Annotated in this window: 15 protein-coding genes; 6 read left to right on the forward strand and 9 right to left on the reverse strand. The window is 52.9% G+C overall.

Going from position 1 to position 14,191, the window contains the following annotated elements:
• Nucleotides 1-24 precede the first annotated feature (24 nt).
• Genes FDX04_RS21805 through yihU form a run of 6 tightly spaced genes read right to left on the reverse strand, consistent with a single transcriptional unit; the run spans nucleotide 25 to nucleotide 7,437 of the window.
• Nucleotides 25-1,407, reverse strand: coding sequence for an MFS transporter (locus tag FDX04_RS21805; RefSeq protein ID WP_047025931.1), 1,383 nt, complete (start codon nucleotides 1,405-1,407; stop codon nucleotides 25-27).
• 45 nt (nucleotides 1,408-1,452) lie between these two features.
• The gene (locus FDX04_RS21810; RefSeq protein WP_137361697.1) at nucleotides 1,453-3,489 is read right to left on the reverse strand and encodes an alpha-glucosidase; all 2,037 of its coding nucleotides are present in this window, start codon (nucleotides 3,487-3,489) and stop codon (nucleotides 1,453-1,455) included.
• A gap of 48 nt (nucleotides 3,490-3,537) precedes the next feature.
• Nucleotides 3,538-4,380: an aldose-1-epimerase gene (locus FDX04_RS21815; RefSeq protein WP_137361698.1), complete on the reverse strand. Its 843-nt coding sequence runs from the start codon at nucleotides 4,378-4,380 to the stop codon at nucleotides 3,538-3,540.
• An 18-nt stretch (nucleotides 4,381-4,398) separates the two neighbouring features.
• Complete coding sequence (gene yihS, locus FDX04_RS21820) at nucleotides 4,399-5,640, reverse strand: sulfoquinovose isomerase (RefSeq protein ID WP_137361699.1); 1,242 nt, start codon at nucleotides 5,638-5,640, stop codon at nucleotides 4,399-4,401.
• A 14-nt stretch (nucleotides 5,641-5,654) separates the two neighbouring features.
• Nucleotides 5,655-6,530, reverse strand: a complete 876-nt coding sequence (yihT, locus tag FDX04_RS21825) for a sulfofructosephosphate aldolase (RefSeq protein ID WP_043018880.1) — start codon at nucleotides 6,528-6,530, stop codon at nucleotides 5,655-5,657.
• A 10-nt stretch (nucleotides 6,531-6,540) separates the two neighbouring features.
• On the reverse strand, nucleotides 6,541-7,437 hold the full coding sequence (gene yihU / locus FDX04_RS21830; protein ID WP_137371466.1) for a sulfolactaldehyde 3-reductase: 897 nt from the start codon (nucleotides 7,435-7,437) through the stop codon (nucleotides 6,541-6,543).
• Between the two features lie 166 nt (nucleotides 7,438-7,603).
• Here yihU and FDX04_RS21835 point away from each other — a divergent pair, with 166 nt between their 5' ends.
• The 6 genes from FDX04_RS21835 to fabY all read left to right on the forward strand — a co-directional run bounded on the left by FDX04_RS21835 (nucleotide 7,604) and on the right by fabY (nucleotide 12,327).
• Nucleotides 7,604-8,500: a sugar kinase gene (locus FDX04_RS21835; protein ID WP_137361701.1), complete on the forward strand. Its 897-nt coding sequence runs from the start codon at nucleotides 7,604-7,606 to the stop codon at nucleotides 8,498-8,500.
• A 33-nt stretch (nucleotides 8,501-8,533) separates the two neighbouring features.
• The gene (locus FDX04_RS21840; RefSeq protein ID WP_137361702.1) at nucleotides 8,534-9,337 is read left to right on the forward strand and encodes a DeoR/GlpR family DNA-binding transcription regulator; all 804 of its coding nucleotides are present in this window, start codon (nucleotides 8,534-8,536) and stop codon (nucleotides 9,335-9,337) included.
• Between the two features lie 104 nt (nucleotides 9,338-9,441).
• Nucleotides 9,442-10,041: a glucose-1-phosphatase gene (gene yihX / locus FDX04_RS21845; RefSeq protein ID WP_123269190.1), complete on the forward strand. Its 600-nt coding sequence runs from the start codon at nucleotides 9,442-9,444 to the stop codon at nucleotides 10,039-10,041.
• Nucleotides 10,035-10,907, forward strand: a complete 873-nt coding sequence (locus FDX04_RS21850; RefSeq protein ID WP_137361703.1) for a virulence factor BrkB family protein — start codon at nucleotides 10,035-10,037, stop codon at nucleotides 10,905-10,907. The genes yihX and FDX04_RS21850 overlap by 7 nt, the downstream gene beginning before the upstream one ends.
• Nucleotides 10,904-11,341, forward strand: a complete 438-nt coding sequence (gene dtd, locus FDX04_RS21855; RefSeq protein ID WP_003825289.1) for a D-aminoacyl-tRNA deacylase — start codon at nucleotides 10,904-10,906, stop codon at nucleotides 11,339-11,341. Before FDX04_RS21850 ends, dtd begins: the two co-directional genes overlap by 4 nt.
• A 44-nt stretch (nucleotides 11,342-11,385) precedes the next feature.
• The gene (gene fabY / locus FDX04_RS21860; protein WP_003825286.1) at nucleotides 11,386-12,327 is read left to right on the forward strand and encodes a fatty acid biosynthesis protein FabY; all 942 of its coding nucleotides are present in this window, start codon (nucleotides 11,386-11,388) and stop codon (nucleotides 12,325-12,327) included.
• An 18-nt stretch (nucleotides 12,328-12,345) separates the two neighbouring features.
• Here fabY and FDX04_RS21865 read toward each other — a convergent pair whose 3' ends face one another.
• The 3 genes from FDX04_RS21865 to FDX04_RS21875 form a co-directional block, all read right to left on the reverse strand.
• A complete protein-coding gene (locus tag FDX04_RS21865) occupies nucleotides 12,346-12,792 on the reverse strand; it encodes a type II toxin-antitoxin system HigA family antitoxin (RefSeq protein ID WP_079939295.1) in 447 nt (148 codons plus the stop codon).
• Nucleotides 12,789-13,100: a type II toxin-antitoxin system HigB family toxin gene (locus tag FDX04_RS21870; protein WP_079939296.1), complete on the reverse strand. Its 312-nt coding sequence runs from the start codon at nucleotides 13,098-13,100 to the stop codon at nucleotides 12,789-12,791. The genes FDX04_RS21865 and FDX04_RS21870 overlap by 4 nt, the downstream gene beginning before the upstream one ends.
• Nucleotides 13,101-13,185: 85 nt before the next feature.
• Nucleotides 13,186-14,115: an alpha/beta hydrolase gene (locus FDX04_RS21875; RefSeq protein ID WP_137371468.1), complete on the reverse strand. Its 930-nt coding sequence runs from the start codon at nucleotides 14,113-14,115 to the stop codon at nucleotides 13,186-13,188.
• Nucleotides 14,116-14,191 lie beyond the last annotated feature (76 nt).

A 14,191-nucleotide genomic window follows, 5' to 3' on the forward strand; every position in this document is an offset into this window, starting at 1 on the left:
GCAGAGCGCTATTCATTATTATTATCAAACGGGTTGTTTACGTGCTTCTATCTCTTCAACGATGCGGACATACATCTTTTCGTTGAGATTGTAGAAACAGCCCATTGCGACGATGGTGATGACTGCCAGGGCACACGGATAAATAAAGATCAGCTGCCGCAAACCTTCGACCGTATTTGCAGATTGCACCACGTTGGGGACGTAGCCGATTTGCGTCAGCATCCAGCCTGGGAAGAAGCCTGCCAGCGCCTGTGAAACTTTACGGAAGAAGGTGAAGCCAGTGTATACCGTGCCTTCAGAACGTACGCCGGTTCGCCATTCGCCATATTCCACCGTATCGGAGACCAGCGCCCAGTTCAGGCTGTTAACGAATGCTGAGCCGAAGAACGCCAGGCAGGAGAAGGCGACAAAGCTGACGGAACCGCCACCAAAGAAGTAGTTAAGCAAATCCCCCGCAACCCAAATTAGCAAACCGCCAATGTAGACTTTTTTCTTGCCGAAACGTCTAACCATTCCTGGCATCAAGAAGACGCCGATGAAGATACAGCCCATGCTGAAAAAGCCCATCCAGGAAAGGAGGATTGGGTCATTCAGTACGTACTGGGTGTAATAGACCTGAATTGCCAGCTTAACGTTAAATGCGCCAAGCGTACAAAGGTTGGCAACGCACAGAATAAACAGAGGGCGGTTACCGGCGATGGCGCGGAAGGATTGCAGTAATCCCGGTTTTTGCGCGGCATCCACGGGTTTCACTTCCACGTAGCGTTCTTTAACCCCGGCATAGCACAGCCACATAAATAACAGGCCAAACAGCGAGAACAACGTGGCGGCGAAAATATAAGCCAGCTGTGAATTGCCTTCGATCAGGTTCATCACCGGGACAAAGCCGACGGTGCACAGCAGCAGGCCGAGCGTTGCGCCTCCTTGTCGCCAGGCAGCCAGCGACGCGCGTTCGTCCGGGTTTTTCGTGATTGCAGGCACCATCGCGCCGTAAGAGCAGTTCATCATGCTGAAGAACAGTCCGTACAGCATAAACAGCACCGTTGCCATGACCGTTTTACCAGTGACTTCAAACGGTGTTCCGACAAAGTTGGCAATCGCCAGCAAGGTAACCGGAAATGCGGCATAAAGGACGAATGGACGGAATTTCCCTTTTGGGCCGATTTTGCGGCGCGAATCGAGCATAATCCCGGTGCCCATATCGGTAAATGCGGTAAAAAACTTGGCAATAAGGAAAATGATACCGCCATAAGTTCCCGGTAAACCAAGGACATCGGTATAAAACTTGAGTAAATAGAGCGTCCCAATATCCAGCAGGATATTGGAGCCTAAATCACCCATCCCATAGGCGAGTTTTTCTTTGAACGGCAAGCGTAGGGTTGCCGGATTAGAGGAAGTCTGACTCATTATTATTCTCCATGTGCCCGCGAGTTGCCCCGCGGGCGAGCCGTGTTAGATGTTGCGTAAAGTGGCAAACAGTGACGCCCATTCACTCTTCGCGCGATAAAACACCGGAGGCTGGCCAATCGGCGCATCAACGGTAATTTCACCTCCCTGGTAAGTTTCCCCGGTCCAGACGTGGACCCAGCTATCCTCTGGCAGATACAGCGTCCAGTTTTGCTGGCCCTGTTCGTGAACTGGCGCCACCAGCAGCTCTTGTCCCAACAGGTACTGATACTTCAGGGTGTAGGTGCGCGCATCGTCTTCGTAATGCAGGAACAGCGGGCGCATTACTGGCAGACCGGTGGCGCTGTTTTGCGCGACGGCCTGTTTGAGATACGGTTTCAGGGTGGTGAAGACGGTGGTCATGCGGGCAAAGTGGGCAATAGTCTCTGCATCGCCATCAAACTGCCAGTTATCGCCAGGGCGGTTACCTTCGTGGGTGCGCATCATCGGCGTGAAGGCGCTGAAGTCACACCAGCGCAGCAGCAGTTCTTTGCTGCGTTTCATGTCAAACAGGGTGGTGTAGCCGCCGATATCGCTGTGGTGCAGACCGTGGCCGGTCATCGCCAGCGATAGCGCCGCAGGAACGACGGAAGCCAGACCGTCATCGAGGCTCCAGTCAACGTTCTGATCGCCTGCCCACATCATGGTGGAGTACTTCTGGCTGCCGGTGTAGCCCGCACGCATAAAGAACAGGATCTCGCCGAGTTTGCCGGTTTCCTGTAACGCTTCGTAGTTGCATTTGGCCCACAGTGCGGGCCAGGCGTTATGCATAATTTCAGCGCTGACGCCGTTGTGCAGATACGTATCGGTTGGCAGATATTCGCCAAAGTCGGCCATCCAACCGCCGCAGCCCAGCTCAATCATGTTCTTTTTGATGACTTCTTTGAACCAGTCGTAGGCTTCGGGGTTGGTCAGATCGACCACTCCGCCGTAAAACTCGCCGAACTCAACCAGATAGTCATCGCCCGAAGCATCTTTCGCCAGATAACCGTGTTTGGCTGCTTCGGCGCAGAGATCTTTGTCGCTGGCGACGTACGGGTTGATATAGGAGAGGAACTGCACGCCTTCTTCTTTCCACTGCTTAATACGACTGTCCAGTTGCGGGTAGTTGTCGCTGTTCCACTTCCAGTTCCACATTACGCGCTTGCCAAAGGAGGTCATGCGGATCCCGGACCAGTCCTGCGCCCAGATGCCGTTTACCTTCACGCCAGCGTTACGCATGGTGTCCAGTTTGTTCTGACAAACCTCAGTCCCGCCCTGAATACCGAGCGTGACGCCGTCGTAAATCCAGTCCGGCAGCTCCGGCTGGCGGCCTAACAGCGCGGTCAGTTTTTCCAAAAGAGAGATGTAGGTTTCGGCGCACTCAAGACGCAGAGTCGTTTTATCTTCCCACAGAGCGAGTTCGTGATACTCCGGTGCGCTGAAGTCGAAATTCATATAGCAGCTGTTATCAACGTGGCAATAATACTTCTGTGTACTGACAAAGGTTGGCTGCGGGAAGAAGGTCCAGTAGTAGTCACCGCCGGCATTTTCTTTGCAGTCGGCCTGCCACGTGACATAGCTGTTTTTGTTGCGGCCCACGCCCTGTTCGCTGGTCCACAGTGGGAATGGCTTACCGCGCAAATCGAAGTAAGAGAACTGTTCGCCGCAGCCGTAAATATGATCGTCCGGCCTGGCGGCCAGGCGCAGCCAGATACGGTTATGGCTGCGTTCCTCGTTATGGAGGTCAAGCTTCAGGCGGCCCTGTTCATCGGTGGAGATGTGCAGCGTGGCGTTGATGGTATTACCGCGGCTGAAATCGACCCGCCAGCCGTCAGGCGACTCGCTAACCGTGGCGTCGGTCAGGGCAATCTTTTCATTGAGCTTGTCTTTAATGCTGAAGTTACCGCGGAACATATCAATGTCGGCAACGCCAGCGCCGATCCACAGGCAAGGGGTCTCTGCGCTGTGACGTAAGATCAGGCGCTGGTGGTACGTCAGCGTAAATCCATTTTGTAACGTCGTCAGTTCTAATGCGGTGGACCGTTGTTGTAGCGAATTCATTTTCGTCTCCGTAAAAATAGGGTGTTTCGGTAATTTGTCGGAAATCTGTTATTCACTGCCGATTAAAAAATGCATTTGATGCGTTTCTCCGGGCGCGAGATGAATCAGGCTTACCCCGGAGTTAAAGGCGTCGGGCGGGCAGGTCATCGGTTCTACTGCCAGGCCGCGCCGTGCTAATTTTTCGCCGCTATACACCTGCAGCCAGGGCTGGTGGCTGCGTAAATACGTCGACATGTTTTGAGCGGGACTTGTCATCCTGACCTCCCACTCAGCGTCAGGCTGTAAGGTCCTGAACGTCTGATCGAGAGTGGTTTGCGCGATTAAGCGCGGCGTTGTGAAATTGCGTTCATCACAGGTTTCTTCACTCGCCGGGAGCGTTAATTCACAGCTATCGATGGGTTGCAAATTGCAGGTCAGGTAGGGATGTGCTCCCGCGCCATACGGGGCGATTTCGTCACCCACATTCTGTGTACGAATAAAGACGTGCAGTCCGCGGGCAGCATCCAGCCGGTAAATCACCTCTGAATGCAGCGCGAAGGGATAACCATAAGAAGGCGGTAGAAAAATCGTCAGCGACACTTCCGTGTTTGACAGTTGGTTAATCTGCCAGTCTCGCCAGGCCAGTAATCCATGAATGGCGGTATGCGAAACAAGGTCGTTAACGGCAAGCTGAAAGATCTTGCCGTTATGTTGATAGCAGCCGTCTGCAATACGGTTTGGCCAGGGAATTAACACTTTTCCCAAATGTGCCAGCGGCATCTCTTCCGGCTGATGTGGAATAACGATGTGACGCCCAAGGTGCGTCAATTCTGCTAACCCAGCGCCAACCGTGACGATTTTCGCCTGGTAATGGCCAGCCTGAAGATGAAGGGTTTTTCCACCGCTATGCATGACTGCTCACCTCGTGACTTATTTGGCGTTGATATCCAGCAGACCGGCTGCAACTGCCGGTGCAAGACCCGGAGCCAGCGGCAAACGTGGGATCACGAGGCAGTGCAGCAGATGGTAAATATCCTGCTTACCGTCCCAGACTTTGGTGGTCACCTTGTTATCGGTATCCAGTTCCTGCCACCATGAACCGGTCTCGTAGTCCATCAGATATGTGATGCAGTAATCCCACCACTTCTGATACCAGGCTTCGTACTGACTGTCGCCGGTGAGGGTGTAGAGGGCGTAGGCGGTGCCCATGGCCTCGACTATCGGCCAACGCACTCTTTCGCGCACGATGGGTTTTCCGTCCCAGTCTACCGAGTAGACAAAGCCGTCTGCGCCGTCCGGCGCCCAGGCATCGCGGATAGTGGCGTGGAACAGACCCTTGGCATCTTCCAGCAACCAGGCGGGAGGCGTTTCAAAGCGGGCCTCCAGCGCGGCATGCAGATGCAGCATCAGGCGGCCCCACTCGATCCAGTGGCCCGGCGTGCCGCCATAGGCGCGGAAACGATGCGCTGGATTCTCTTTGTTGTAATCGCGGATTGGGTTCCACTGTGAATCGAAGTGTTCGTTGACGCGATATTCCCCGCTGCGAGCCACGTCGTGAATAATGACCGATGCGATACGCAGCGCGCGATCGAGCCATTTGCGGTCATGAGTAACGTCATAAACGATCAGGAAAGCTTCAACCGCGTGCATGTTGGCGTTGCCGCCGCGGTAATCTTCCGTCTGGCTGAAGGCTTCGTCCCAGGACTCCAGACACATCTGCTCATCTTCGCTCCAGAAGTACTTCTCAATCACGTCGATAGCGTCATCCAGCAATTGTCTGGCCTGCGGATGCCCGGTAGTGACTGCGCTTGCTGCGCCAAGCAGAACAAAGAAATGCTGATAGCCCTGTTTGGAGGCATCCATCACGCCTTCGTCATTTACGCAGGCGTACCAGCCGCCGTAACGTGTGTCGCGTAGCGCGCCGTTCAGCGCCTTAATTCCGTGATCAACTAGCTGATATGCGCCGGGGCGACCCATGGATGCCGCAACGGAGTAAACGTGCAGCATGCGGGCGGTGATCCACAGATGCGTACCCATATCCGCTCTGACCTGACCACTATTTCCCAGCCAGCCAAAACCGGTAGGGACAGCAGCATTTTTACCAAAGTTAAAAATGCGGTCAGTTTCCTGCTCCAGCCAGCGGTTGTGGCTTAAGGTGTTAAACCATTTCATGCTTTGATCCTCGATTAACGGCGGGCCATCATTTCGTCGACGATATCGCCCAGACGCTGCAACTTAGGTGCGGAAACATCACGCAGCATCAGTTCGGTATCCGGCAGGCCAACAACCGATGACCACACCGCACGTCCGGCCAGGAAGCCGGATGCGCCAGCGGTCATTGCTACGCTGACCGCGCGCGGGAACAGTTTTTCATCTACACCAGAGGAGAGAATGACCCACGGCATGTTGATGTTTTCATTCAGGCGCTGAGACGCGCTAAGCAATTCTTGTTGGGTCCCTTTGCCGTATAGCGGCATTTCGACCTTGTAGAGATCGGCACCGCTATCACCCAGTTCTTTTGCGGCATCGATAATGGCCTGTTCGCGATCGAACTTATCGCCACGACGCGGTGGACGAACAACAGGCTCGATGATGCTCAGCAAGCCATTGGAATGGCATAGCTCATTGAATTCTTTCACCATATCAAGACGCTGTTGGGCATCTTCATCGCTACGCCACAGCACCAGCAGTTTGAGAGCCTTGGCACCATCTTGCTTCACGGCCTGCGGGTTGATTTTTTTATCAATCACCACGCTATCGACCGGAATACCGTTACCCGGAATAAACTCATCAGCGGCCACAATCATGGCGCAACTTTTGGCGACCGCGTTTTGCTCTACAACCTGGCGGTAGCAGAACTGCTGATCGACCAGAATGGCGGAGGCATAGGGGGACAGGATCTTCGCCGCATTGACTTTGAAATCGGTCAGCACGCTGTCATTGACCGGGGATTTTGCACCCGCTGCGGCAAACATTAAGCGCATGGCTTCGCGCTGATCGACCGCCAGCATGGCAAATCCGCCAGAAGCTCGGGTGATATCTTTCAGGGTGTACTTCGTCATTGCTCAATCCTTACTTATCTGTGTGTTTATTTAGCCCGGCGGATGCGCGAACCTGTTCAAGAATTGCGGTCCAGTCTTCCCGGCCACGGCCAGCGGCACGGGCCTGGTTATAAACTTCGCGGGAGGCGGCGCCGAGCGGCATCGGCACATGTAGTTGGTTGGCAACGTCCAGCGCGATGCCAAGATCCTTGTGAGCTAAATCGATCATGAAGGCCGGGGAAAGATCGCCTTTCAGCACTTTGTTCGGCCAGGAGGTAGTGAAGTGGCCTTTCCCGGCGGGGGTGCCGCTCATCACTTGCAAAGCTACATCGAAGGAGAGGCCGAGCGCTTCGCACAGCACGGCGGCTTCGGCAGAAAGAGCGTTCAATGCGATACTCATGTAGTTGTTGATGAGTTTCACGCGGATCCCCATACCGGGACCCCCTGCATTGATCAATTCATTACCCATCGCCATCAGAACCGGTGTGGCGCGTTCTACCTGCTGTGCCGTTCCACCTGCCAGTAGCAATAGCGTTCCCGCGATAGCGTGATCGGAGGTGCGTCCAACCGGGCAATCCATCATGTCGAAGCCTTTGGCACGCATATCGGTAATTAGTTTGTCGGTTTGCAGCGGGTGAATGGTGGACATATCAATCACCAACGACTGTGGGGAGAGGCTTTCGCAGATACCCTGCTCGCCGAACAGTACGCTGCGTACCAGATCGCCGTTTGGCAGCATGGTGATGACAAATTCTGCCCCTTTTGCGGCCTGAGCCGGGTTGCTGGCAGGCAGTGCTCCTTTTTCCACCAGGCGCTGAACGGCATCCGGGTTAACGTCAAAGACGCTGAGTTGATGACCCTGCTTCAGCAAGTTGCTCGCCATGGGTGAACCCATCTGACCTAATCCGATAAATGCTATAACTGCCATAACGTTCTCCTGAGACGTGGATGTCATTTTTTGTCATTTAAGGTCGTTTGTTTTTGTCTGTTTTTGATCGTATTTGTAATTTATGGTCAAAAAATTGACAGCCGTCACTTTTTAAACATTTTGTGAAATTAAAATGGTCCCATCTTGAAACGCCTAAGGAATGACCATGATTCGTATTGCTTGTGTAGGTATTGCCGTGATGGATCGCATCTATTACGTGGAAGGATTACCGACTGAGGGGGGTAAGTATGTGGCGAAGCGTTATACGGAAGTGGGCGGTGGGCCTGCTGCAACGGCCGCAGTGGCTGCAGCGAAGCTGGGCGCACAGGTGGACTTTATTGGCCGTGTGGGCGATGACGACACCGGAAATAGCCTGCTGGCGGAGCTGGAATCCCTGGGGGTAAATACCCGCTACACCCGGCGCTATGCAGGGGCGAAGTCTTCGCAATCGGCAATTATGGTTGATGCGCAAGGGGAACGGATTATCGTTAACTATCCCAGCCCGGATTTATTGCCGGATGCTGATTGGCTCAATGAGATCGATTTTTCCCAGTGGGATGTGGTGTTGGCGGATGTTCGCTGGCACGAAGGGGCCAGGCAGGCGTTCGCGCTGGCGCGTCAGGCGGGTGTGATGACGGTACTGGATGGTGACGTAACGCCACAAGATATCAGCGAGCTGGTGGCGTTAAGCGATCATGCTGCGTTCTCTGAACCTGGTCTGGCACGTTTAACCGGGATAAATGATTCTGAAGCTGGACTGAAACAAGCAAAAACGCTCACAAATGGTCATGTTTATGTGACACGAGGGAGCGAAGGCTGTGACTGGATAAAAAATAATACGTTGCAGCATCAATCTGGATTTAAAGTTGATGTTGTGGATACTACGGGAGCTGGAGATGTTTTCCACGGTGCGCTCGCATTCAGCCTGGCTGGGGGCGATGCTCCAGAAGAGGCCGTCAGGTTTGCCAGCGGAGTTGCTGCGTTAAAATGCACGCGTCCGGGAGGAAGGGCCGGAATCCCTGACTGTGATCAAACCCGATCTTTTCTGTCACTTTTTGTATAAAATGCCAGGGCAATGGTTTTTCGAGGAAATTTCATGAGTCTTACCGAACTGACCGGTAACCCGCGACACGATCAACTGCTTATGCTGATTAGCGAGCGCGGTTATATGAATATCGACGAGCTGGCCAGCCTGCTGGACGTGTCCACGCAAACCGTACGTCGCGATATTCGTAAACTCAGCGAGCAAGGGTTAATTACGCGTCATCATGGTGGCGCGGGTAGAGCCTCCAGCGTGGTGAATACGGCGTTCGAGCAGCGTGAAGTTTCCTGGACGGAAGAGAAAAAAGCCATCGCGGAAGCGGTGGCTGACTACATTCCCGATGGGTCAACGGTGTTTATTACCATAGGCACCACCGTTGAGCAGGTAGCACGTGCGCTGTTAAACCATAATCATTTGCGCATTATTACCAATAGCCTACGCGTGGCGCACATTCTGTATAACAACCCACGTTTTGAAGTCATGGTGCCGGGGGGAACGTTACGCTCGCATAACAGCGGCATCATTGGCCCTTCTGCCTCGGCATTTGTGGCTGATTTTCGGGCCGACTACCTGGTTACCAGCGTTGGCGCGATCGAAAATGATGGTGCGCTGCTGGAGTTTGATGTCAACGAGGCCAGCGTGGTGAAGACGATGATGGCCCATTCAAGGCATATTCTGTTGGCTGCGGATCATACGAAATATACGGCTTCTGCCGCGGTAGAGATTGGCAACGTGTCTCAGGTGACCGCGCTGTTTACCGATGAATACCCAGGTCCCGCATTGCATAATTTACTCCAGTCACAGCAGGTGGAAATTGTGCAAGTGAGTCCTTCACAGGATGATGCTCTGGCAGTGTAATTCTCCCAATGATGGCTCGATAAGTTCGTAGCCATCACTCTCGCATAGTCAAACTTCTCCTTTCCCGCTACAGTTATTCATCCACGGCGAATAAGGAGAAGGGCATGCTCTATATCTTTGATTTGGGTAATGTGATTGTCGATATCGACTTCAATCGCGTGTTAGGTACTTGGAGCGATCTGAGCCGTGTACCGCTGGCTTCGTTAAAGCAAAGTTTCACCATGGGAGAGGCTTTTCACCAGCACGAGCGAGGTGAAATAACGGATGAAGCCTTTGCCGAGGCGATATGTCATGACATGGCGCTACCGTTAAGCTATGAGCAGTTCTCCCATGGCTGGCAGGCCGTTTTTGTTGCCTTGCGTCCTGAAGTCATCGACATCATGCAAAAGCTGCGTGAGCAGGGGCATCGGGTGGTTGTCTTGTCGAATACTAACCGTCTGCACACGACGTTTTGGCCGGACGAATACCCCGAAATCCGTCAGGCTGCTGACCATATTTACCTTTCCCAGGATCTGGGCATGCGTAAACCGGAAGCGCGGATTTACCAGCATGTCCTGCAGTCTGAAGGTTTTTCTGCGCATGAGGCGGTATTTTTTGATGACAACGCCGATAATATTGAAGGGGCTAATCGGTTAGGGATTACCAGCATCCAGGTTGTCGATAAAACGACCATTCCGGACTATTTCGCGAAGTTGCTATGCTAAAAAATGTTCAGCAACAAGCCAGGTACCATACGCGTCCTGTTCGGGCCTGGCTGAAGCTACTATGGCAGCGCATTGATGAGGACAACATGACGACGCTGGCAGGGAATCTTGCCTATGTCTCATTGCTCTCATTAGTGCCGCTTATTGCCGTAGTTTTTGCACTTTTCGCCGCATTTCCGATGTTTTCTGACGTCAGTGTCCAGCTACGTCATTTCATTTTCGCAAACTTTATCCCAGCGACGGGAGATGTCATTCAGCGTTATATCGAACAGTTCGTCGCCAACTCGAACAAAATGACGGCCGTTGGGGCGTGTGGGCTGATTGTGACAGCGTTATTACTGATGTATTCCATTGATAACGCCCTGAATACTATCTGGCGCAGCAAGCGTATCCGGCCTAAAGTTTACTCTTTCGCCGTTTACTGGATGATTTTAACGTTGGGGCCGCTGTTGGCGGGGGCCAGTCTGGCGATCAGCTCTTATCTGTTGTCATTGCGCTGGGCCAGCGATCTCAACACGGTGATTGATAACGTCCTGCGTATTTTCCCGCTGGTGCTTTCCTGGCTCTCGTTTTGGCTGCTTTACAGCATCGTACCGACTACGCGTGTACCTAACCGTGATGCGGTTATTGGTGCCTTTGTGGCCGCGGTGTTGTTCGAAACCGGAAAGAAAGGATTTGCGCTCTATATCACGATGTTCCCGTCTTATCAGCTTATTTACGGTGTTCTTGCGGTGATCCCCATTTTATTTGTCTGGGTGTACTGGACGTGGTGTATCGTCTTGCTAGGCGCGGAAATAACTGTCACTCTCGGGGAATACCGCAAACTTAAACAAGCCGCAGAACAAGAAGAAGCAGAGCAACCATGATTGCATTAATTCAGCGCGTAACCCGTGCCAGCGTCACCGTGGAGGGCGAGGTGACGGGTGAAATTGGCCCAGGACTTTTGGTCCTGTTAGGTGTCGAAAGGGATGATGACGAACAAAAAGCGAACCGCCTGTGCGAACGCGTACTCGGCTATCGAATCTTTAGCGATGCCGAAGGCAAAATGAACCTGAATGTGCAGCAGTCAGGCGGCAGCGTGCTGGTGGTCTCGCAATTTACATTGGCGGCAGATACTGAGCGCGGCATGCGCCCAGGCTTTTCAAAAGGCGCCGCGCCCGATCGGGCAGAAGCACTGTATGAGTACTTTGTTGAGCGTTGCCGCCAACAGGAAATGAATACGCAAACCGGTCGATTCGCTGCGGATATGCAGGTTTCTCTGGTTAATGATGGCCCCGTGACGTTCTGGTTACAAGTATGAACCAGCTACCGGTGTGGCCGCGGGCAACAAGAGAGAGTACAGCTATGTATCACCTTCGAGTACCGCAAACAGAAGAAGAGTTGGAGCGTTACTACCAGTTTCGCTGGGAGATGCTGCGTAAACCGTTGCACCAGCCAAAAGGCTCCGAACGGGATGCCTGGGACGCAATGGCGCATCACCAGATGGTGGTGGACGAAGAGGGTAATCTGGTCGCGGTAGGGCGTCTGTATATCAATGCGGATAACGAAGCCTCCATACGCTTTATGGCCGTTGACCCTTCCGTGCAGGAGAAAGGGTTGGGCACGCTGATGGCGATGACCCTGGAGTCTGTGGCGCGTCAGGAAGGAGTCAAACGCGTAACCTGTAGTGCCCGTGAAGATGCGGTCGAATTTTTCGCCAAACTGGGATTTGTGAGCCAGGGAGAAATCACCACGCCGCAAACCACGCCGGTGCGTCACTTTTTGATGATTAAGCCTATTGCGACGCTGGACGATATTCTCCATCGCGGGGACTGGTGCGGACAGCTACAGCAAGCCTGGTACGAACATATTCCATTGAGTGAGAAAATGGGTGTGCGCATTCAGCAGTATACCGGGCAGAAGTTTATCACCACGATGCCCGAGACGGGCAATCAGAACCCGCACCATACGCTGTTTGCCGGGAGTCTGTTTTCCCTGGCGACGCTAACGGGCTGGGGACTTATCTGGCTGATGCTGCGTGAGCGTCATCTGGGCGGGACGATAATCCTTGCCGACGCACATATCCGATACAGCAGGCCGATCACCGGGAAACCTACCGCTATCGCCGATCTGGGCTCGCTGAGCGGTGACCTGGACCGTCTGGCAAGAGGTCGCAAGGCGCGCGTTCAGATGCAGGTTGGGGTGTTTGGCGATGACACGCCGGGCGTGGTGTTTGAAGGTACCTACATTGTGCTACCCGCAAAACCGTTTGGCGCATATGAAGAAGGCGGGAACGAGGAAGAGTAGGTCAGAGGATGTAATCATCTACTCAATGAAAGCGTCCGCCGGAAGGTTAAAGCGTTCAGCAAGTGCTTTAATGTGACTTACAGTCAGGGCTCTGCGACCATTTAAGATGTTGCTGACGTTCGATTTTGAACCAAGTTCGTTGGCAAGATCTGCTGCTTTGAGACCATATTGATCCATGAGCGTTCGCAATACTGAAACGCCAGAGGGAGTTTTCTCCAGGTGTTGGTTGAGTGCTTTGAATTCCGGCGCATGTTTTTCATATTCACTGATCCGGGCACAGAGCAATTCAAATAGTGGGTTTTCGAGATCGTTCTGGTCGACCAGAAACTCCACTAGCGCTAGTGCCCTGCGATACTCAGTGTCATTTTGGTCTTCCCCCAACAGTGGGATGGTTTTTACCGCATCGCTGAAGGTATCTACGATCTTTTTTGCGCTGGTTGCATCCATCTGACGATGAGTTCTCATTCTTTATTACCCCGATAATATGCTGTCAGTTTGTCATATTCGGCATGGGAAACGATATGTTTCACAAATATCTTATGTGACCTGAAATCTATGTAGGAAATGAGTCTCAGGCTGTTGCCAGAAACATCAATCACCCACCATTTATCTCTGTACTTAAAATTATCCAGTGAATGTATGTACTGCTTCATCTCCTCAGGCCTGGTGAATGTCTTTTTCTCCAGAACATTCAGCAAGTCAGCAAGAGCAAGCTCATGGTTTGGATACATGAGCATCGCCTCATTGAATGGTTTTCGGCTGATAACATGCACGATGTAGTTCCATTACAAAGTTTTCAACCTGAAAACAATTTAGCGCAGCATCATCAGGTTTTCAAGTTGAAAACTAAATTGAATTTTAGATTATTTTCCCTGTTGATGGACTTACAACACGCCAGGCCACATCTCGCATGGCGCTTCGTGCCGCCTGGCTCACACCTCCGAGCTGGAAAAAGCCATGGATGACACCGAGATAGCGCTGGCAAGTGCATTCCACACCCTGTTCCTGGAACCGTTGATACAGGGCCTCGCCCTCATCGCGCAGTGGGTCGAATTCGGCAGTAATGATGTGCGTGGGTGGCAGACCGGTGAAGTCTTCACGCAACAGCGGACTGACTTCAGGATGCAGTGGATCGGTTTGCGGCATATACATCTCATAGCCTGAAAGCAGCGTGTCACGCGTGATAATGTAATCCTGCCCGTTACGGGCGTAGCTCTCAAATCTGGCGGTGGCGTCCAGCATGGGGTAGATCAGCAGCAGCTGTGCAGGTTGCCATTGACGGGCGGCTTTCAGGCGTAGCGCAGTGACCAGTGCCAGATGCCCGCCCGCGCTATCGCCGACAAGCGTAATGTTCGCGCGGTCTATCCCCAGTTTCTGGGCATATTTCCAGATAGTATTGGCTCCGGTTTCGGCATCGTTATGTGCGGCCGGGAAGGTGTGCTCTGGCGCAAGTCGGTACTGCACGGCAATCACGCGACAATTACTGTAAAAAGCTAACTGCCTTAACTGGTTATCGTGAGTAGCAAAGCCACCGCTGACAAAGCAGCCACCATGATAATAAATGACGCAGGGTAATTTTCCTGTGGCATTGAGCGGCGAAACCACGCGAAACGTCATGGCATCGAGTTCAATATCTTCAACCTGGACGCGGGTTTCTGTTTCTCCTGCCAGTGTCGTGCTGGCGATGTAGCCCGCCCTCCGGTCATCAATATTCTGTTCGCGAGAAGAGGGGCGTCCCGCCGCGATAAATTCCTCCACTAACTGCGCAATCCCGCTTTCCAGTGCCATTTTTCATTGCCTTTATCTGTATGGATATACAGTTTTATAACCCGATTTGGTACGAATGAAAATGGGAAAATTGGGC

Origin of the sequence: Citrobacter sp. wls615 (assembly GCF_005281355.1) — a bacterium.
GTDB classification, from domain to species: domain Bacteria; phylum Pseudomonadota; class Gammaproteobacteria; order Enterobacterales; family Enterobacteriaceae; genus Citrobacter; species Citrobacter werkmanii.

Excerpts from the sequence above, each read along its gene's own strand:
- FDX04_RS21805 (WP_047025931.1), bottom strand. The coding sequence starts at position 1,407 with ATGAGTCAGACTTCCTCTAATCCGGCAACCCTACGCTTGCCGTTCAAA.
- FDX04_RS21810 (WP_137361697.1), bottom strand. The coding sequence starts at position 3,489 with ATGAATTCGCTACAACAACGGTCCACCGCATTAGAACTGACGACGTTA.
- FDX04_RS21815 (WP_137361698.1), bottom strand. The coding sequence starts at position 4,380 with ATGCATAGCGGTGGAAAAACCCTTCATCTTCAGGCTGGCCATTACCAG.
- yihS (WP_137361699.1), bottom strand. The coding sequence starts at position 5,640 with ATGAAATGGTTTAACACCTTAAGCCACAACCGCTGGCTGGAGCAGGAA.
- yihT (WP_043018880.1), bottom strand. The coding sequence starts at position 6,530 with ATGACGAAGTACACCCTGAAAGATATCACCCGAGCTTCTGGCGGATTT.
- yihU (WP_137371466.1), bottom strand. The coding sequence starts at position 7,437 with ATGGCAGTTATAGCATTTATCGGATTAGGTCAGATGGGTTCACCCATG.
- FDX04_RS21835 (WP_137361701.1), top strand. The coding sequence starts at position 7,604 with ATGATTCGTATTGCTTGTGTAGGTATTGCCGTGATGGATCGCATCTAT.
- FDX04_RS21840 (WP_137361702.1), top strand. The coding sequence starts at position 8,534 with ATGAGTCTTACCGAACTGACCGGTAACCCGCGACACGATCAACTGCTT.
- yihX (WP_123269190.1), top strand. The coding sequence starts at position 9,442 with ATGCTCTATATCTTTGATTTGGGTAATGTGATTGTCGATATCGACTTC.
- FDX04_RS21850 (WP_137361703.1), top strand. The coding sequence starts at position 10,035 with ATGCTAAAAAATGTTCAGCAACAAGCCAGGTACCATACGCGTCCTGTT.
- dtd (WP_003825289.1), top strand. The coding sequence starts at position 10,904 with ATGATTGCATTAATTCAGCGCGTAACCCGTGCCAGCGTCACCGTGGAG.
- fabY (WP_003825286.1), top strand. The coding sequence starts at position 11,386 with ATGTATCACCTTCGAGTACCGCAAACAGAAGAAGAGTTGGAGCGTTAC.
- FDX04_RS21865 (WP_079939295.1), bottom strand. The coding sequence starts at position 12,792 with ATGAGAACTCATCGTCAGATGGATGCAACCAGCGCAAAAAAGATCGTA.
- FDX04_RS21875 (WP_137371468.1), bottom strand. The coding sequence starts at position 14,115 with ATGGCACTGGAAAGCGGGATTGCGCAGTTAGTGGAGGAATTTATCGCG.